Annotated in this window: 15 protein-coding genes and 1 pseudogene; 1 reads left to right on the forward strand and 15 read right to left on the reverse strand. The window is 47.9% G+C overall.

Annotation, left to right across the window (positions count from 1 at the left end; translation table 11 throughout):
* Nucleotides 1–22 precede the first annotated feature (22 nt).
* The 11 genes and pseudogenes from ACQ76X_RS20665 to ACQ76X_RS20715 form a co-directional block, all read right to left on the reverse strand.
* Nucleotides 23–3124 (reverse strand): family 43 glycosylhydrolase, encoded by a 3102-nt coding sequence (locus tag ACQ76X_RS20665; RefSeq protein ID WP_438495708.1) that lies wholly within the window; start codon nt 3122–3124, stop codon nt 23–25.
* Between the two features lie 576 nt (nt 3125–3700).
* Complete coding sequence (locus tag ACQ76X_RS20670) at nt 3701–5464, reverse strand: glycoside hydrolase family 2 protein (RefSeq protein ID WP_438495709.1); 1764 nt, start codon at nt 5462–5464, stop codon at nt 3701–3703.
* Between the two features lie 44 nt (nt 5465–5508).
* The gene (locus ACQ76X_RS20675; protein ID WP_438495710.1) at nt 5509–7338 is read right to left on the reverse strand and encodes a sensor histidine kinase; all 1830 of its coding nucleotides are present in this window, start codon (nt 7336–7338) and stop codon (nt 5509–5511) included.
* A gap of 20 nt (nt 7339–7358) precedes the next feature.
* Entirely contained in the window at nt 7359–8801 is a 1443-nt protein-coding gene (locus ACQ76X_RS20680; RefSeq protein WP_438495711.1) for a response regulator transcription factor, read from the reverse strand.
* A 112-nt stretch (nt 8802–8913) separates the two neighbouring features.
* Complete coding sequence (locus tag ACQ76X_RS20685) at nt 8914–10488, reverse strand: extracellular solute-binding protein (RefSeq protein WP_438495712.1); 1575 nt, start codon at nt 10486–10488, stop codon at nt 8914–8916.
* A 153-nt stretch (nt 10489–10641) separates the two neighbouring features.
* On the reverse strand, nt 10642–11517 hold the full coding sequence (locus tag ACQ76X_RS20690; RefSeq protein WP_438495713.1) for a carbohydrate ABC transporter permease: 876 nt from the start codon (nt 11515–11517) through the stop codon (nt 10642–10644).
* Nucleotides 11518–11531: 14 nt separating this feature from the next.
* Nucleotides 11532–12482, reverse strand: coding sequence for an ABC transporter permease (locus ACQ76X_RS20695; protein ID WP_076110451.1), 951 nt, complete (start codon nt 12480–12482; stop codon nt 11532–11534).
* A 118-nt stretch (nt 12483–12600) separates the two neighbouring features.
* Nucleotides 12601–13458, reverse strand: coding sequence for a helix-turn-helix domain-containing protein (locus ACQ76X_RS20700; RefSeq protein ID WP_438495714.1), 858 nt, complete (start codon nt 13456–13458; stop codon nt 12601–12603).
* 162 nt (nt 13459–13620) lie between these two features.
* Entirely contained in the window at nt 13621–15330 is a 1710-nt protein-coding gene (locus tag ACQ76X_RS20705) for a hypothetical protein (protein WP_438495715.1), read from the reverse strand.
* A 142-nt stretch (nt 15331–15472) separates the two neighbouring features.
* Nucleotides 15473–15929: pseudogene (locus tag ACQ76X_RS20710) on the reverse strand (ISL3 family transposase); the annotation flags it as partial.
* 306 nt (nt 15930–16235) lie between these two features.
* Nucleotides 16236–16391 (reverse strand): hypothetical protein, encoded by a 156-nt coding sequence (locus ACQ76X_RS20715; protein WP_438495716.1) that lies wholly within the window; start codon nt 16389–16391, stop codon nt 16236–16238.
* A 223-nt stretch (nt 16392–16614) separates the two neighbouring features.
* Here ACQ76X_RS20715 and ACQ76X_RS20720 point away from each other — a divergent pair, with 223 nt between their 5' ends.
* A complete protein-coding gene (locus ACQ76X_RS20720) occupies nt 16615–16725 on the forward strand; it encodes an AraC family transcriptional regulator (protein WP_438495717.1) in 111 nt (36 codons plus the stop codon).
* 89 nt (nt 16726–16814) lie between these two features.
* On the opposite strand, the gene ACQ76X_RS20725 is transcribed toward ACQ76X_RS20720, so the two are convergent.
* The 4 genes from ACQ76X_RS20725 to ACQ76X_RS20740 form a co-directional block, all read right to left on the reverse strand.
* Nucleotides 16815–17420, reverse strand: a complete 606-nt coding sequence (locus tag ACQ76X_RS20725; RefSeq protein ID WP_438495718.1) for a DUF1349 domain-containing protein — start codon at nt 17418–17420, stop codon at nt 16815–16817.
* Between the two features lie 326 nt (nt 17421–17746).
* Nucleotides 17747–18010, reverse strand: coding sequence for a muconolactone Delta-isomerase family protein (locus ACQ76X_RS20730; protein ID WP_438495719.1), 264 nt, complete (start codon nt 18008–18010; stop codon nt 17747–17749).
* Between the two features lie 198 nt (nt 18011–18208).
* Nucleotides 18209–18607, reverse strand: coding sequence for an SDR family NAD(P)-dependent oxidoreductase (locus tag ACQ76X_RS20735; protein ID WP_438495720.1), 399 nt, complete (start codon nt 18605–18607; stop codon nt 18209–18211).
* A gap of 46 nt (nt 18608–18653) precedes the next feature.
* Nucleotides 18654–19352: an SDR family oxidoreductase gene (locus ACQ76X_RS20740; protein WP_438495791.1), complete on the reverse strand. Its 699-nt coding sequence runs from the start codon at nt 19350–19352 to the stop codon at nt 18654–18656.
* Nucleotides 19353–19580 lie beyond the last annotated feature (228 nt).

The following is a 19580-nucleotide window of genomic DNA, read 5'->3' on the forward strand; positions in this document are numbered from 1 at the left end:
TGTTTTGTTTCCGCTTACATTTTCAATAACTTGTCGATCCTCCGGTAACCATGGCTTTGAAATCGTCGAAGTCGATGGAGGCGTTGGCGTAGCCGTCGATGCCGAACCGCTGTCCGGTCAGCTTGCTGCCGCCTGTATGGCGGAAGATGAAGTCAGTGGCCACCGGAACAGGATCATCGTTTATATAGACGGTATAAGTCTTGGCGTTCCAGTTTGCCACCATTTTAATTTTGTACCATTTATTGTAATCAAAGTCTTTAACTTTAATCTTACTGGATGCTCCATTCTGCACGATAATTTTACCCGTATCAAAAGCCGTGACCATGGAATAATTTCCAGTACCGCTGTCATTTCTCACCATGGCGCCATTGGCGTACTGGAAGTTGCTGTTTAATCTGACACGATATTCGATGACGATGCGCTGATCCGCCTCAGCTTTTACCTCGCCTGCATATGGCAGGAACAGGTTTGCCTTGCCCGAAGCAGCGGTTGTGGTCAGTCGCAGGAATTTATTTCCGTCCTCTTCTTGCACAGTTGCGGTAGCGCCATTGGTCAGATCTTCGGAGGTAATGCCGTAAGGGTATTTGCCCGCCGTATCGCCGGAGAAATCCCGGTAAGCGTTATAGATCACGCCATCCTGTATGCTGTTAAGTGAACCTAACAAAGCGGCTTCCGCCCCAGCAAGTTTATCCAGTTCCTCGTCAAACTGTTCTTTGCTCAGATCAGCGTTTACGGCCATCTCCTCCGCCTTGTCTACCTCGGCCACGAAGGCATCATACTTGGATTGACTATAGTTGCCCACCCCGTCGCCCAAAGGATAGGAGAAATTGGCTAGCTTGTTGCGGAGTTGATTCACAATCTCATCAAGACCCCAACCCGGGACAACTTCCACGGCAACGGTGGAAGAAATATTACGCCCCCCCAGTTTCAGGGTGACAGGCACCTGAACAGTGCCAAGAGAGTTGAAGTCAAGTCCCTCCAGCTCCCAGCTGACGACATCTGCCTTCTTAGACTCGCTATTGTAGACAACATCAACAACGCTGGGCAGCTTAGGGGTCACTCCAGAAGGAGTCTTCACTAATGAAACAACCTGAATCGCGTCAGAAGCTGCAATTACCGTCAAGTTGAGTGTCGCTTTCTTGCCGTTGTATTTGGCTGTAATAAGAGCTTTACCCGGTTTAATCGCATATACCGATGAGGTGACCGAATCAGAATCAATCCTGGCTACCTCGGGATCGCTGCTGGTATACTGAGCATCATCTGTCACATTCTGAACTTCATAGTTGTTATAGCGTGCTGTTACCTGCAATGGCCGGCTAGTCTGCCCGCTGGTCAGGATGTGGTCCAATCCATTGATGACAACGGACTGCACAGATTTAGGCTCAGCAGCAACGGTAACCGTGGCCGTGGTCGTTTTCCCGTTATATGTCGCGGTGATTGTGGTACTACCCGCCTCGACAGCCTTAACCCTAACCCCTCCGTCAATAACGGCGACCTTCGTGTCGGAAGAACTGAAGAAAACTCCTGTGTTAACAGCGGTATAGGTAGTACCTGTTACTGTATACAGGGGCAAACTGCGGGTTTCACCCAACCCCAGCGTGTACCCCGGAGATTCGAATAAAATTCCCGACGTATCAAGCTTGAATATATCCATACTGTCGATTTCGGCAAGGTTGTTACCCTTCGAGAAGCGGATGATGTTGTCGCCTTTCTTAAGATAGACTTTCGCCGTGGAGGCTCCCCAACGATTCGAGCCGGAATAGACGATGTTCAAATTGGCGCCGGAACTGCCGTTGACCGACAAGAAATGGGAGGCATCCGCCGCATTGGATGAGCCGTTGGCATTGCGCACGGACAGCACATAAAATCCCGCCTTCGGCACGTTTACTGTAAACTGGGCATAATCATTGGCGTTCTTGATGTTTGCGATCTTCATCCCGCCAGAAGCGGTGATTTCTCGCCAGACACCGGGAGAAGTTTCGCCACTCGGGTCTTTCACCAGCAACGCGTTTTCCGCTTCATAGCGCTTCCGCACCGGCTCACCCGAGGGCCTCACAATCGGTCTGTTCGGATCGACGGGTTCTCCCAGGTTCGGCGTATTGTCTTTGTTCCAGGTGAATTTTTGCGTGCGGACATTGCGGGTCCATCCTGATCCCGGCCAGCGGGCGGCATGGTAGATGATCCAGTCCTCCGCGCCGTCAGGAGACGTGACGATGCTGTGGTGGCCCGGGCCGTAAACGCCATTGGCGCTGGAGAAGATCGGCTTATCCTGTTTTACCCAGGAGCTGGTATTCATCAAATCCTTGCCAATCTTGGCAGTGATCAGCCCGAGGCAGTAACTGTCTGTCCAGCTTCCGTTTGCGGAATAGACCAGATTGATGGTGTTGCCCTTTTTTGTGACTTGGGGACCTTCATTGATTCTGCCGGGGGACGTTTCCCAATCATGGCCAGGCGTCGAAATCAATACCCGTTCCGAACTGATGGTCCGTGGATTGCTCATCTTTGCAATATATAAATTTTGGAAGCTTCCGTCCGTTTCCTCCCAGCCGGACCAGATGAAATAGTGTTTCTCATTTACAGTCAGCACAGTGCCGTCGATCGCCCAACGGTCGGTAGAATCGGTAATCTTCCCTTTGAACTCCCAGGTTCCGGTCATCGGATTATCACTGGCGTTCTCCAGCACGTACATGCGGTGATTTGCGTTGGTTCCGTTGTCAGCCGCGAAATAAATATACCATTTGGATTTGCCATCGGTATCTTTGAGATAGTGCATTTCTGGCGCCCAAACATTGGAACTGTACATGGTACCCTTAACCGGTGTCCAGGCTAGGCTCCTCTCGCCCGCATCAATGCCGGTGATGGTCTTCGCTCTGCGGATCATGATGCCGCTGGCGTTGACAAATATGTTGTAATAATAGCCGTCCGTGTGCTTGTAAACCCAAGGATCGGCTCCTGCCTGCATGATAACATTGTAGAAATCCGACACGTTCTTCCCCCCCTGCACCGACGCCGAATCTGGCGTATTTGGCGTCGACTCTGCCGCAGCAGCCGCTCCGCTCCATTGCGGCAGCATCAGCAACACCGCGAGACAAAGTAGCAGATATCTGAATCTTTTCCTGAGCATTTGCAGTCCTCCCTCGAATCATATAAGATGTTGAACCTGCTTCCGGGGCGGAAGATGAACGATTGCGGGCGTATGCCCACACGCATCCAGACTTTCTTCTGCTTAACCCCAAAGCGGTCGTCCGCCACTGTAGAAGTGCGTCACCCCCCCCCCCCCAGCCCTACGGGCCACATAAAACCGCTTTCATCTTTCCTCATCTCCCTGTTGTATTGATTTTTCTGGCTATTTTCCTCATTCTACCTTCCGAAGAAAATTATAAAAATGTATTTTCTTAAATTGTTTTTGTAACCGTTTTAGAAAAGGCGCCCTGACCGCAGGATTTTATACTTTCACATCCTCTCCCAAAGAACAGTCGGGACAATGAATCTTGAAAGCAGGCGTCCGCGGCATAGTACAAGTTCATTTAGGCCGCGGCTGCCGCTATCAATGGCAGGAAACAAAAAGGACACAATCCCCAATTAAAGGATGTGTCCAGAAGGCTAACCTTTACGCCATAAAACGAAGAGAGAATCCAGGCTTTTCATAGCCGGCTTCCTTAACAATTCTGATTGTGCGATCTTTGTGCGATCTATTTCCCTATATTACCTTCCCGGCAACGATTTGTCTTATTTTTTCCAACGGAACCTTGAGGGCCCGGTCATAGGTCAACAAGCCGTTGATCTCCTGTTCCACATCGGTCAGTTGGGTATAACAAATGCCTTGGACATGAGGCGATTGCAGCAGCGGCTCTACCACGTCGGCCAGCTTAGCCAGGAAATCCTCATCGTTGTCTGCACCGGAATAGCCCCAGCCCTCCCAATCGCTTTTCTTATAGGCAATACCCCCGAACTCCGTCACCAGAACCGGTTGGCCCGCATATGCGGTTCCCCCTACAAACAGCTCCCTGCTGTGCGGCTTTCCTTCCAACGTCCGCTCCAAGGTGCTGTAGCGCTCTGTCAAATCCTCCCGCCTCCATTCATAGTCATGGATGGTGAGCAGATCCGTGGTCATCTGCTCCCAACCGTCATTGGAGATAACCAGCCTGCTGTCATCCAGGGATTTGGTCAGATAATACATCGCCATGGCATGGCGCTGCTGCCGCTTATCGATTAAGATGTTGGGCACCCCCCAGCTTTCGTTAAGGGGAACCCACACCACCAGAGACGGATGGTTGTAGTCCCGCTCCACCGCCTCCTGCCATTCCGCCGTTACCTTGCGCACATATTCCTCCGAATACGCATAGGCATTGGCCATCTCCCCCCATACCAGATAACCGAGCCGGTCCGCCCAATACAAGAAGCGGGGGTCCTCTATCTTCTGGTGCTTGCGTGCGCCGTTAAAGCCCATTTGTTTAGCCAGTTCAATGTCCTGCTTCAATGCCTCATCACTGGGAGCCGTCAGAATCCCGTCCGGGAAGTACCCCTGATCCAGCACCAGCCGCATAAAATAGACCCGGTTATTCAGCATCAGCTTGCCGGCTTCCACCGCTATTTTGCGCATGCCGAAGTAGCTTTCCGCTTGGTCCTCCTGAATGCCGTCCACGAAGAGCGTAACGGTTACGTCGTACAGATTCGGATGCTCCGGCGACCACCAGCGCCCTAATCCGTGATCGTTAAAGTCATGGAGTCCGATGGTGCGGGCTTCTTCCGCATGATCCATCGAGAAGCTGGTAGTAGCCAGATATTCGTCCTTGAAGCGGATGTCGATGCGGACTTCCGCCTTGCAGCCAACCGGAGCTTGATTAAGAAACGTGCGGATTTGGATTTCATTGCGGTCAATGTCCGGCGTGAGCTTCAGCTTCTTGATATGAAGCTCCGCAACAGGCTCCAGCCATACGGTCTGCCAGATTCCCGTTGTCCGTGTATAGAAGATAGAAGCCGAATCCTCCTTCCAATATTGCTTCCCCCGTGGCAAGGTCACATCCCTGCTGAAATCCTCGGCCCGCACCACCACAGTATTCTCTCCATCCAGCAGAGCGAACGTGATATCCGCCTGGAACGGCGTATGGCCGCCTTCATGATAGGCTGCTTGCCTGCCGTTTACCCAGACTGTAGCCTGATAATCCACTGCGCCGAAGTGCAGGATAACCCGCCGCCCCGCCCATTCCGCCGGAATCGCGAAGCTGCGCTTGTACCACACCAGATCATGGAATGCCGTTTCTCCAATGCCGCTCAATTTGCTTTGGTAAGTGAAGGGGACCTGAATCTGACGGCTGAAGGCTTGCTGGCCGTTGCTCCAATGCCCGGTATCACCAACACGTTCGTCATCAAATTCAAACCCCCAGGTTCCATTCAAATGCTGCCAGTCTGGTCTTACGAATTGAGGACGCGGATATTCTGTCCGCAGGATGGATGAAGTCATAGCTCACATTCCCTTCTTTTATGTTATACAAAACAAATTTCCTGCTACTCTTCCAAAAGTTTGCGGTCGTTTAACAGCTGCGGAATCTTCACGGTCACTGTCGTCCCATGGCCGACCCGGCTCTCTATGGTGATCCCGTAACCCTCTCCGAACAGCAACCGGAGCCTGTTATGGATATTGGTTAGCCCAATGCCTTTTGTTGGTTGACCGTCTGACGCATGCTCCGGGTACTCCATGCCCAGCTTGGCTTGGAGGGCGGCCAGCACCTCCGGGTCCATTCCCTTCCCTGTATCTGTAATACAGAAGCACACATCCCCATGCGCATCCACACTTCCGGTAACCTGGAGCCGCCCCCCTTGGTCCATCCGCTCCAGCCCGTGGTAGACGGAATTCTCCACAATGGGCTGGAGTATCATCTTGGGCGTTTTCATTTTGAGCAGCCTGTCCTCCACATCAAGCTCCATGGAGAATTTATTCTCGTACCGAATTAAGATAATCTTCATATAAGCCTGAATGCAGTCAACCTCTTCCCTGATCTGTACAAGATCATCCTTTTTGATGCTGTAACGGAATATCTTAGACATGCAAAATGTAATTTGCGCAATCTCTCTGCTTCCGTATTCCAATCCGATGCTGCTGATACAGTTCAGCGTATTATAGAGGAAATGGGGATTGATCTGGCTTTGCAGGGCAGAAAACTCCGCCTGCTTCTGGCTCAGCTCGGATTCATATAATCTGGCCTGGGTATTGAACATGTCTCTTGCCATTTCCTCCATTTCATCCATCATCCGGTTAATGTCGCGGGCCAGCAAGCCCACCTCATTGGTGAACCGGACTTTAATGCGGAAGCCCATGTCCCGCCTCCCCACCCTCTTCATATCCATAACAAGTCCCATCAGCGGACGCATCAAATTGTTCATGAAAAAACTGCCTGTGATGATCATAGTTAGAATAATGCCAATTCCCACGATAATGCTGACCTTCCGCATGGGGGTCATGTCCGCAGTCAGTTCATGCACCGGAATCATACTGACGATTCTCCACCCGTCTGCCTGCTCCAAACCCTTGACCTGGACAAGAATTTCTTCCCCGTCGATGGTTTCTTTTACACCGTTAAGCAAGATGTCCTTATCCATAGATAGCACATCCCTGAACAATGTGCCGCGGGCATTGGAATTCGTGGAAGCAATCACCTCGTCCCGGCTATTTAGAATGTACAAGGTGGAATTGGCCGTTAATTCTGTATTTTCCACCAGCCCCTGCATCTTGTCCATATTGACCATCACTGTGCAGTAACCCGTAATCTGAGAGAAATAGATTCCCCCAATCGTCTCCACAATCGGCGCGATATAGAAAAACTGTTCCGTGTCTGTTCTGTCGTCTTTTAAAATCGTGGTGAACATTCCCTTCTCCCGAAGCGATGGATCATCCTTATACTTGCGAATAAAGGTTTCATAACGATTGATAAAAAAAATATCGCCGCTTGCGGACGCCAGACTATAAAGCCGCCTTCCTCGAATGTCATTAATTACAATTCCGTTCACATACGAATTAAAGGACCTCATATATTCCATGAGATCCAGTGCATATGGACCACTATCAAACGCCCTTTTGTAATCATCATCCACTACGGAAAATTCCTGAATCAGTTTGCTATTGACCGCAATGCTGGTGCTGACCCTGATATCATTAAACACGGAATCAATCTTGCGGCGTGTTTGCTCAATCATCTGGTTGCCGTAAGTAGCGGCTCTCTTCTGGGTTAAATTAGAGAAACTATAAAAAAAATAAAATTCCATGACTGTGAATATAACGATAGAGAAAAAAAAGATAAGCCATATCTGATGTTTCAATTTCAGTTTACTGGTCTTCATGGCCCACCGCTCCGTTCATATTAACTTTTTCTGAATTTGGTGGGCGTCATCCCGCAATGCTTCTTGAAAACTTTATTGAAATAATAATAATCCACATACCCGGACTTAATGGCAATTTTCTCAATGGACAGGCCAGTTTGCTTCAGAAGCTCACGGGCTTTCTTGATCCTGAGTTCCGACACATATTCGGAGAAGGTTTTGCCCAGATTTTTTTTGAATAATTGACAGCAATACACCTGATTGATGAAGAATTGGGCTGACAAATCCTTCAAATACAATTTCTGCTCAAAGTGCCGGTCGATATAGGCTATCATCCGGTTGAAGCAGGACAGGATATCCCCTTCCTGCAAGGAGCGGCTGTTCTCTTGCCTGATGGAGGCAAGGACGTCATGCAAAAAGCTGCACATAGATTCAAAGTGTTCAAATCGTTCCTTGATCTCGGAATAATTCAGGAATTCCAGTTCCATGTCCTTCAATTCCTCGGAATATGCGTTTACAAGTATCCCCACTGCCTGATTCCACAAGTAGACAACCTCACACATGCCCAGATGATGATCCCTAAAGTATTCCTGCAGCCCTTTGATGTACACACCCATGTTGTCAAATTGATTCTCCTGAATGATACTATAGAGTCCATCGATACATGGTTTCACCAGATGAAGCTTCGGCTCGTAGTGAACGGCGCCTGCAGCTTCCTCCAGAAAAACTTGGGAGGCGGACAGGTCTGCTTCTTTAATCAACTTGCTCATATGCTTAAGCTGGCTGGAGATGCTGCTAATGCCCACAACATTGATGCCGGTCTTATTCAGAACCAATTCATCCCAATTCCCTTCCAAACAAGCCCTATGCTCCGTCATCAGAACAACCAACATTTTTCTGGTTCCGGCTTCAACTTCCACAGCATAAACAGGCCTTCCCTCCAAAGACAGCAGCTTTCTGAAATCCTTGTTTTCGTCCTCGAAATAGATAGTAAGCACCTGGTAATAGCATACAGCCGCGCAATCGGAAAGCGGTAGGAAGCGCTTTATCTCGTCCTGATCCGCTGAGGTCAGCGCATCCAGAAGGAGGTGATTGCGTGCAGCGCTTCTCCGGGAGAAGTGCATGGCGAGCTTCTCAATGAACTGATCAGCCATATCAACATCCAAAGGCTTCAGGAAATAATCCAGCGCGCCGTAGCGCATCGCTTCCTGGGCGTATTCAAATTCCGCATATCCGCTTACGATGACAAACTCAATGTTCATACCATGTGCTTTGGCCCTCTTCATCAGATCCAGTCCGGAAATGTCCGGCATACGGATATCAGTAAACACCAAATCCGGTTCCTTCGCTCTTATGGCATCCCACGCTTTGTAAGCGCTTGTAAACTGTCCAACGATTTCAAAACCATACTTATCCCAGTCAAAGGCGTTGCGGATTCCTCTAATCGCCCACGACTCATCATCTACAATCATGACCTTGTACATGGGTATCCTCTCCTGAACATATGAATTAATAGAAAAACTGTTCGAGAATAGCAAACGAAATACGGATAAACCACGGTGAAGAACAATAGATGGCTTATCCGTATACAATGAATTACTTTTTGTTGGCTATGACTTCTCTGTAGTTCTTCACATTCTCATCTTGAACAGCCTTACCGCCGGCGTCCATATATTCTTTCACCAGCTTGTCATACAAGGTATCGAACTCTGCCGGCTTGGCAACGACCAGCCTGTCAATCATTTGCTTGTTCATGTCACCAAGCGTTTTGCCGTACTTGATATTAGCTTCGTTCGGGACGCCATAGTAGAAGCCGGTATAGCCGTCTGTCGTATTGATCTTGTACGAATCGATAGCCAGCTTCTCATAGTTCTTATCTCCGGCTGCCAAAGCTGCTGCATACGTTCTGACATTCTTTTCGGTATCGCCCAGCTCTGCGCCGTTTACAACCAGAGTATAATCCAGATTCAGATTGCTCATTTGCATATTTTCTCCGGTTTGGGCAATCCCCTGGGGGATGCCGTCTACCAGCTTGTGGTTGATGCCTTCTTGGCCGAACTGCAGGAAGAACAATACTTCCGGGTTAGCCATCCAGTTCAGATACTTCATGGCCAGCTCCGCATTCTTGCTGCTTTTCGGGATAAAGGAAAACAGCCCGTTCTCATTATATACCTCTTTCAGGTACTTCCCCTCATAGTTTTTGAAGGTATCTACAGGAACATAGTTGGCATCCGGCGCATTTTGCAGCAGCGGATCACGAATTTTCTGCAGCAGCGGATAATCCCAGTTGGCAGCGTAGAAGCCTACCTTGCCGTTGCTCACATCGGCATCCGCTTGCTTGGTTGTTTTGTCCAGCGCAAAATCGGGGCTGATCAGCTTCTCATTGTACAGCTTGTTCAGCCATTCGAATGCCTCCTTGTTGCCGGGCTTCAGCCAGTTGGTGGTGGTAACGAATTCCTCATCCGACATGTCACCCCAAAAGGATTGTACCAGGTTGCCGAAAGTGTAATTCATGCCCGCAGCCGCTGTGGCCCACGGAATGACACCATTTACATTGCCGGGGTTCTTGTCGCGGAAGGCAACCAGCACCTCATACAATTCATCCCGGGTAGTCGGAACAGGCATGCCCAGACTATCCAGCCAATCCTTGCGGATAAACATACCGTTCCAGGCAATCAGCGTCCGCTTGCCCGGGATGGAGACTTGTTTACCATCATATTTCCCGTAGGAAAGAACTTTCTCGCCTAAGTAAGACTTCAATTGCTGGCCTTGGTTCTCAAGCAATTCATCCAGTGTATAGAGGCCATTGCTTTTGGCGTAGCGGGTTACTAAAGTCCCGTCATAGGTGAAGGAAATATCAGGAGCCTGGTTGGCAGCCATCAACACATTCAGCTTGTCTACCTCCTGGGAGCGGGGTACAGAAACATATTCTACAATGGCGTTATTAGGCTTGCCGAATTGTTCATTGACGTATTTGGTCCACATGTTGTTGTTGAGGTCCGGTTGTCCCTGAACACCTCTGTCGAACACTTCCACAGTCAAGGTTACAGGAGGATCAGAAGGTGATGCGGATGCCGCGGTTGACGCCTCTGGTGATGCCGGCTCTCCACTCTTCTTGTCATTACCTCCACAGCCTGCCGCAACACTGGCCAGAAGCATTATACTAAACATAATTGATGTTGTCTTCTTCATACCCGTATTCACTTTAAACCACCCTTTCATGCCCCTATTTATTGAAATTGTCCATGCTGTAAGTCCCTTGCATCTTTACATCCATCATCTACCAGCCCGGGAATCCCCCCCTTCAATCTGAACAGTTTATCCTCAGCCCTTGATCGCTCCGGTCATCACACCATCTACGAAATACTTCTGCAGTTTGGGATAGATCAATAGAATCGGGATGGTTGTAAACATAACGCTGGCCGCTTTCAGAGACTCAGGCACAATGTAGGAGCCGATGCTTCCTTCTCCTCCTTGTTGGCTGTCGAGCTGCTGATTGGCCGAAATGATCTGGTACAACTTCAACTGCATAGGATACAGTTCTTTTTTCGTAATGTAGAACAGAGCATCCTGGAATCCGTTCCATCTGTCCACCGAATAGAAAAGACTTAATGTGGCAATCGAAGGCAACGAGAGGGGGAGCACAATCTTGATGAGAATGCCCAGATCCGAACACCCGTCAATAGCAGCCGATTCCTCCAGACTCTCTGGAAGAGAAGTGAAGAAGGTCTTCAGGATAATCAAGTTAAACACGCTCATGGCACCCGGCAACACCAGACTCCACACCGTATTCATCATGCCCAGGTTCTTAACCAGAATATAGGAAGGAATCAAACCGCCGCTGAAATACATGGTGAAGACCAGGGCTGACAAAATAAAGTTTCTTCCCCACAGCCGCTTCTTCGTTAACGGATACGCTGCACAAATGGTCAAAAACATACACACGACGGTGTAGAAAATTGTAAGCACAATACTGTACCCAAGTGTATACAGCATATCCACATCGCTCAAGATGGTTTTGTACGTTTCTGTTGTGAAGCCTACCGGCCATAGTCCTACCTTTTGCGAAACAATCGCTTCGTTGGAGCTGAAGGAAAGCGCTATCATGTATAGGAACGGAACGATACATGTGAAGGACAATGCCACGATAAATACAATAATCGCAATATCCGCTACACTCATTTTTTTCTTTTTGCGCATAGTTTCCGCCATCCTCACCATATCCCATCCTCACCTAATTTCTTCGCGATATAGTTGGCAGAAACCAGCAAAGTCAGGCCGACCACGGACTGGAACAATCCTACCGCTGTTGCCTGGGAGAAATCTCCCGAGCTAATACCCACTCTGTACACGAAAGTACTGATCACATCGGAGTATTCGCTAACCAGTGAATTCCCCATCACAAAGGGACGATCGAACCCGATGGAAACCATCCTGCCAATTTGGAGAATCAGCAAAATATTGATGGTTGGCTTTATGCTGGGCAGTGTAATATGCCACATTTTACGAAGCCTGGTACAGCCGTCCATATCGGAGGCCTCATACAATTCCTTATTGATTCCGGTAATGGCCGCCAGATAAATGATGGTCCCCCATCCGACATTCTGCCATACGCCAACGGAGATATAAGTGATCAGCCAAGGTGTTTTTTGCGACAGAAACTCGATCTTCTCCAAACCAAGACTAGCCATGAAATGATTGACCATACCGCTATTGGAGAACATCAGGTATACGATACCCCCAATAATAACCCAGGACATAAAGTGAGGCAGATAAAGCACGGTCTGGGTCAATTTCTTGAATTTTACCTGTCGCACTTCATTGAGCAGAATCGCCAGCAAAATAGGCGCCGGGAATCCCGCGATCAAATCCAGAACATTCAGAACAAGCGTATTCTTCAGTGCACGATAGAAGCTGTCCTGCTGGAAAATAAACCGGAACACATCCAGCCCCACCCATTCGCTCCCTCCGATTCCTGCAAAAATGTTGTAATCCTGGAATGCCATAATCAAGCCATAGATGGGAGCATATTTAAAAATGGCAATGTACGACAGAGGCAGCAGCAAAAGGGCATACAGGATGGCATCTCTTTTTATTCTGAACCAAAAAGTATTTCTCTTTTTTATTCCGACATGATTTCGTTGACTGTCTAAAACCGCTTTCATTTCTCTCATCCCTCCGGCTGTATTAAGGAGCTCTCATGTCCTTCATTATAGCTTCCGGGGCAAATAAGAAAATGTACTCCCTTAAATGAATTTGGTAATAACTTAAAATGTGGGAGGGCTACAGCAATTTTTTTCTGAATTCCTTTGGGGAGCATTGGTTGTATTTATAGAAGATTTTATAAAAATTTGCCATGTTGGGCATGCCGACCAAAGATGCCGTTTCCAATACGGAAACATCCCGCGTTAATAAAATCAGCTCCGCATTCACGATTTTTTTGTAATTTACATATTCGATAAATGTTTTTCCCATGATTTTTTTGAAGACCTTGCCGAAGTAAAAGTAATCCAGATTCATGATTTGGGCCGCTTCCTTCATATCGACCTTGTAATGGATGTTCTTTTCAATGTAGTCCAGAGCCGGCAGCAATTTCAACAGCTCAGCGTCCTTCTTGACATCCATCAAAGCACTCCTGTCGCTGCGCAACAGAGTCAATATAATTTTATAAAGAAGGCTGTGGATGGCGATTTCATAACCCTTTTGTCTTTGGGCATACTCCATTGCAATTTCATGGATATAATCGAAAATCCGCCGTTTCACCTCAGGACTCTCCGCAAATATATCATTGAGGCTGCTGTACAGCCGGCCGGCTTCCGTAACATATTTCATATATGGGATGAGATCCTGCCCCAGATACTTGAGAATGTCGAACTGGAGAACAATATAATCCATTACACCCTCATCCTTATACGAGTGATGGGGCTCGAAGGACCCGATGATGGCAACATCGCCGGCAGACAGCTTGAATACCCTGTCTTTGGTATATATACTGAATTCGCCTCTGACGACAGCTATAAGCTCCAACTCATGATGGTAATGCCATTTGCCTACAGCCCTTTCATTCCGGTGCTGGTGCAAAATCCTCACTGGCTGCAGAGGATTTTCATATACAATTTGCTCACTGATATGATTGGCCATCTTATTCTCCCTGCCATTTCGGCTATGATGATTTTGCTCCTATTATAACAATCAATCTGCACAAAACTATCCCCCAAGTGGAAACGGACACAGAAAAAAGCCATAGCCCGCAAAATCACTTTTGCAAGTTGTGGCTTTTGCGGTTTGTGATTTTTCGGGTTATTATTTTGTTTGCGCCTGCTGGGTGGGGCCATAATTGGCGGCGCCGGTAAATTGGACATCTTCCGTAGAGGGGTAGGTTTTGGGCACACGCAAATCCCGCTGATACAGCCTCAAATGCTCGCCCCGCGGGAATATGTCGACCACATCACAGCCTCGCCACGAAATCGAATATTCCTCGCCACGCGCCGTTTCTGTTACAACCACAGTCTCTAAGGAATGCTCCAGTTCCACTTTTGCCCCTGCCGCTACATTCCTGAAGACGGCAAGCTTGCCCTCCATTGTGGGAGTATAGGCTGTTCCATCGATTTTGGCCCGGATACCCTTGCCCATCCATTCATACATCCGTATGGCAACATGGCAATGCTGCTTAGGCGTGACGGACATATAGCCTGATTCGGGATAATCCATGGTCACCGAGGCTTGCTCGGTTTCCTTATCAATGGGGATATTGACGAAGAGCGTTCCATTATGAAATTCAACGGACCTATTCCACACAATCTCCAACGCTACAGGCGCCATTCCCACACAGCAGCCTGCAATGGAACGGAACTTGGACAACGATATGGAGTTAACCAATGCACCTCCGGTAAAGCCTCCAATCATTCTCTTGTCAATGTCTCTGTACGTAATTCCGTTGCTGTCAGGTCTTGTATTGTCTGTAACCACATAGGAGGAAACCTTCACCTGGTTTTCCACCAGTTGGTTTCGCGCAAACAGGGTCATATCCTTCCAGTATTCCTCGTAACCCGCAAGAATCAACTCATTAGCGCATTCGATCATATCTTTGATGCAGCAGGTTTCACAGTGTTCCTCGTTCAGGGGATGCCATTGTGCATACTCGGGAACCCACCCGAAGGAAGAGGACAGGGAACGGATATAGTCATAAATCCCTTTGCCGGCAAGGATGTACCGCTGCTTGCCAGTGGTACGGCCAAGCCGGACGAGTCCGGATGCAACCCAGCCCGCCGAATGGATATGGCCGAAAAATTCCATTTTGTAATTAAAGTAACGCGAGGGTCCCAAAAGATGGTTGGCAATGCCAATGGCCAAATCAAGAGAGACCTCGTCCTTCGTGATCTCATACCTCCGTACCAGAGAATGAAGCACGATTGCATTGCGGATAGCCTGCTCGCCCCGCCCGCTGTGTCTGGTCATATCAAAGCCGTCGTCTTTCAGATAGACATCATTGGGGAATTCGTAGATCGGCTCCTTCTCTTCATTATCGCCTGACCAGAAGGTTCTCACCTTCCGCTCTATCACCAGCGAACGCAGCCCTCGTATAAGTTCGGAGGCCCTCTTCTCCGCCTCCTGATCCCCGGGATGATTCTCTATCATCCTGTTCAGCGCCGGAAGAATATAACCCATTTCGTGAAAGGAGCTGTGATTCGTATGGGTCCAGGGATACGGTTCATGGAAGCGAAGTCCATGCTCTCCCCAAGATTTCATGATATGCCGGTAGAAGGATTGCTGAACCGAAGCACCCTCTTCTGTCTTCAGCATTTTCCGGACAGCATCAATGGCTTCATACCAGGAGCCAACCAGCTCCGCATCGTCCACCCGGCAGTGAGCCGCTTCAGCAGGCTTTTTATGAGGCAACACAAGCCAGTACGGAAGGTTGTCCGCCTTCTCATCCACCATGGACGTCAAATACCCCAGCACAAGCCTCGCATTTTTTAAAGGCTCGAATTTTTCATATATCTGTTTTGACATATTCATCCCTCCAAGATTTTCGCAGGTTTATCATACCGATCATACCTTTGAGGGTCCCTGGAATGAAATCAGCCTTTTAGTGAGGTTTGTATGCTTTTTTGTCTTCACTCATTCAGCAGGCAACGGCATTGGAGTTGGCCCACAGCAGCGGAGAGTAGGCAAGCAGGATTTCTAACTGAACCTTGCTCTTTTTAGGGAGGCTGTCGACGGGGGGATTCAGCAGTCGATGGTGACTTTTCAAGATCGCCTTGGCTCTGGGGGAGAGCGTCTGTTGAAGGGATTTGCGAACCTCCTGAACACTTTCAATGACATAAGACCATGGACATGGAACCGATTTGCAATGCGGTGGCACACGGGAAGCATTCGCTAATCCACGTGTGGTAGGCCTGAGCCAGGTCCATCACAACGGCTTTAGGATTCAGCTTCAGAAAGTCGGGATGCTGGCGAGCATAAGCACGCAGGTCTTCCAGCTTGCGGCCAGCCAGCAGGTCCAACATCGTTTCGCTCCGAAGATTGTGGATGCCGGTATTGTACGTGTGTCCTTTTTTGATCGCAAAGTCGTCGATCCCCAGTACGAGACCTGAAGTGTCCCCAGCTTCGCGGCGGGTCCGGAGCTTCTCCAGAAAGATTCTCTGCATTATATTATCCGGACATGATGAATTCGAATATGCCCAGAAAGCACTCCGGTATCATGCCGTGAACTACCGCTTAAGTCCATAGATTTCGGTGCATTGATTGATACCGTTACAGCCGCTGTCCATATGATTGAGCATGAATGGGAGGGCATCAGCTCATTTCAGCGCATCCAGCGTACACATCAGGCCAACCTGCCTTTGCTGCGCAACCAGTTTCTTAACGATCTTCTGCAGAATATACGGGTCGACCATCTCTTCCTGGAGGAAAGACTATCCATGCTGGAGCTTCCGTTCAAGCGGAATGATCCGTTCATGATGATGGTGATTGAAGAAATGATTGGAGAGGAATTCGACCTGCTCCTGAGGAGAAAAGGCCAGCTCTCCAGCCAGCGGATCTACATGTGGTCGGAAAAAGTGATCAACCACCTACGCACGAAATCTGCGTATCATTCGGAGGGATTCCCAGCGGCAGATTGCCACGAAGGTCCGGAGCCTCCAGGCGCATCTCGCTGCAGACAGTGGCTGACCATGTGGGGATGCACTCCGCTTACTTGTCCAAGGTCTATAAAACCGTCTCGAATGAGACAATCAGGGATTATTTATACCGTCTGCGCTGGAGCGGGCCAAGCCTCTTCTGCTCCATACCAATATGAAAATCACAGAGGTCAGCAGCCAGCTCGGGTTTATGACGCCGCCCCATTTTATCAAAATTTTCAAAAATCATTATGGCACCACTCCCCAGGAGTACAGAACTCACTGAAGCAAGCCCATGGGCCCAAAAACGAAAGCAGCGATTCTCCTGTCACAGAAGAATCGCTGCTTTGCTCACTTTTGCGGGTTGGCTTAAGCTTATTCACCGAACCGGATATTTTTCACCGTTTTATTGACCAGCGAGAAGTTCTGGAAAATCCGCCCTCCGCCTTGGCCTGTCGGTGCCTGTGCTTCAAGGCCAACCTTGATGGTCTCGTCTACCGGCAGCGTAAAGAAGCGCATCATGGCAAATTTGACTCCATCCAGTGAATAGTGGAATGCAAAGGAATTGCCAACTCTTGTTACCTGCAGCCATACGGTATCCCCGTCAATATTGCATCCGTTTGCATCATCCGATGTTTGATTTGTTACAACGCTGACTACAGCATGCGTATCAAAGTCTGTCTTTTCAAAACAGGCTTTAGCCCACACCTGAAAATCCTGCATAATCATTAGCGTTGACGAATCATAAGTGTCCTTGAATCCATGGGAGACTTGAGCGCGCAGCACAAAATCTCCGGTGACTTCCTTGTAATAAAAAGGTGCATTGGTCAGACTCTCCGGCGAGATTCCTGTTTCAGAAACAGATCCATTATTATTGAAAAAATCGGATTCAGCAGGTGCTTCAATGATCAATTTGTCATTCTCAAAGGTAGCTTTACTTTCATTAATCCATTCAAACTGGTCAAATACTGATTTTTCCATTTGAGAGGTTCCTTTAATTATGATATACCACTATTAAATGGCATGTTACTCATCTCCATTATACTGAATATCCAAAAGGATATCCTCCATGCTCGATTTCTGGAAGAACTCCAGCGCAATATCGTCCCTGTGTTCAAAAATCGAACCTTTACTAGACAAACAGAGTGAGGTTTATAATTATACGAATACAAAGAGGCGGGGGCTCTAGTTGCTTAACCTGACAACATTGATCACGCCCCCTCCCCGAAATCTGCTATGTCGTTATAGTTTCCTCCGTTTGATGACGATAGGACGCAACAACAAACCATTACTTACTTCGTTTGTACCTAGATCTCCTCGTCGACCAGTTCGGTGTATTCTATTTCCATAAATTTATACAATGGCAATGACTCCACAGCAACTCGAACCTCTTCTAAACTGTCTCCAATTAAAATAGACCAATGCTCGTCTCTTGTGTGGGAAAGGTAAAACGATTTAATCAGTCCCTGTTCCACTAATTCAGCAAAACGGGCTTGTTCCGCCGGTAACAGTTCATTAATTTCTTTCTCTGTTATTGTTGGTTTAATTTTGACATGAGTGAGAAAACGCATGTTGCACCACTCCTAATATTTTCATATTTTCTAACGCATTTTTATTAACTTCCCTTATCGAATAATGTCTACTCTTACGTTAGTATCATATTTCTTCACACTATGTCGACTTTTAATAAGTTCAGCTAACGTGCTGTATCGCCCAGATTACCTCAGTGAGGTGTTCCCAGGTACACGAATCTTTGCTATTGTGTAATTTTATTGAAATAATTGCGGGTATAGGGAAGAAATCCCCCCGGAGAGGCCCTGTTGCACATTCCTGCTTGTGTCATCTGCAACAATTTCATAGAGACCCGCTTCGATTCCATCTATCGCAATTCTGGCGATGTCCTTTGGATTGGCCTTAGGGGCTTGAATGCCAGCTGTCATGTCCGTGTCCATGAATGCTACATGCAATCCGGCAACCCTAATGTTCTTAGGGGCCAAATCTAAGCGTAATGCATTCGTTATTCCCCATTCAGCAGATTTTGCTGCTGAATACGCGCCTGAGTCTCCTACGTTGATCCAAGATAACGCAGATAAGATATTCAGTATCGAACCTCCTCCATTTTTTTCAACTACTCCTTTTCGAATGATCGTTCTTAAATTTTTATACATACACCAATTTCCACGTATTTATTACATACTTTATTTGAAATGTGAATTATTGACCAGTCAACATATCGTTAACTTGATTCACAAAAACGCCTTCGTTCGGGCCTGGATTATTTCGATACATTTTTGCTTCTTCTACCAGCACCTCATCCGTATCTGTACCAAGTACTTGTATGGTTTCTTCAATAAATGGCACAAGTGGCATCGCATTCGGATCGTAATTGATCATTTGCGTTTGAACCAATGGCGGTGCAATTTCTAATACTCTCACCGATGTGTCTTTAAGGATGTATCGTTGGGTCAGCGTGTAGGAATGAAGCGCTGCTTTCGTCGCAGAATATATAGCACCTCTTGCCACTGGCACGAATCCAAGTATCGAAGTCGTGTTGATGATATATGCTTCCTCTTTGGACTTCAAATGACCCAGCAACGCAGACGCCATACGGATCGGACCAAGCAGGTTTGTGGTGACTGTTTGAACCAAAACTTCTTCGTCAACTACATCCGATGGGTCATCGGGTACATAAATACCAGCATTGTTAAACAGGACATTTAGGTCCGGGTATTCTTCAATTAGCTGCTGGGCGACTGACTTTACGTTGGCAGGGTCCTGTATATTTAGCTCCACTGCAGACATGCCAGGATTCGCATTGATGGTTTCCTCAAGGCGCTCTTTATTCCGCCCTGAGATGATAACCTTGTTACCAAGTTTGTGTAATGCCTCTGCTAGTCCATATTCCTCATTCATCAAGTTCACGTTTCACCCTCCTTGGCCTGCCTCCCCATTCTCACCTTCACTTTCTCTTATATTTGTCCAATCATTTGCTGCTCCCCAACGCACCTCGTCAACTTTCCTTTTTTCTCGTTTGTCTTTTTGTTTAGCATAGAAACTCATTTCTGATGTCTCTATTGTTGTTTCAGTCTTTGCGGTATCGAGGTTCTTCCCGAGTTATCCGCCTTAATTCCGCATGAAGCT

Origin of the sequence: Paenibacillus sp. IHBB 3054 (assembly GCF_051594305.1) — a bacterium.
Classification (GTDB): domain Bacteria; phylum Bacillota; class Bacilli; order Paenibacillales; family Paenibacillaceae; genus Paenibacillus_AQ.